The organism is Bradyrhizobium uaiense, from assembly GCF_010811875.1.
GTDB classification, from domain to species: Bacteria; Pseudomonadota; Alphaproteobacteria; order Rhizobiales; family Xanthobacteraceae; genus Bradyrhizobium; species Bradyrhizobium uaiense.
This window is the reverse complement of sequence record NZ_VKHP01000892.1, coordinates 1-245: the sequence shown is the minus strand read 5'-3', so window position 1 is coordinate 245 and position 245 is coordinate 1. Positions and strand designations below refer to the sequence as shown.

The following is a 245-nucleotide window of genomic DNA, read 5'->3' as shown; positions in this document are numbered from 1 at the left end:
GGCAGCAATTCTACGACAAGGCCGAGGGCGCCGATGCCAAGGCGAAGTCGCAGGCCGCATGGGCCGCGTTCGCCAAGGACGCGTCGGGCACGGGTCCCTGGAAGATGTCGAGCTTCACCCCGCGCGAACTCGCCGAGCTGACCAAGAACCCGGACTATTGGGACAAGAAGCGACTTGCAAAGGTCGACAAGATGATCCTGATCCCGATGCCGGAAGCGCTGACCCGCACCAACGCGCTGCTGGCC

At 64.5% G+C, this 245-nt stretch carries 1 protein-coding gene; it reads left to right on the top strand.

All coding sequences use genetic code 11. The features are described 5' to 3' along the window. Window positions 1-245: ABC transporter substrate-binding protein (locus tag FNJ47_RS47985; RefSeq protein ID WP_236000637.1), on the top strand; the 245-nt coding region annotated here is incomplete at both ends.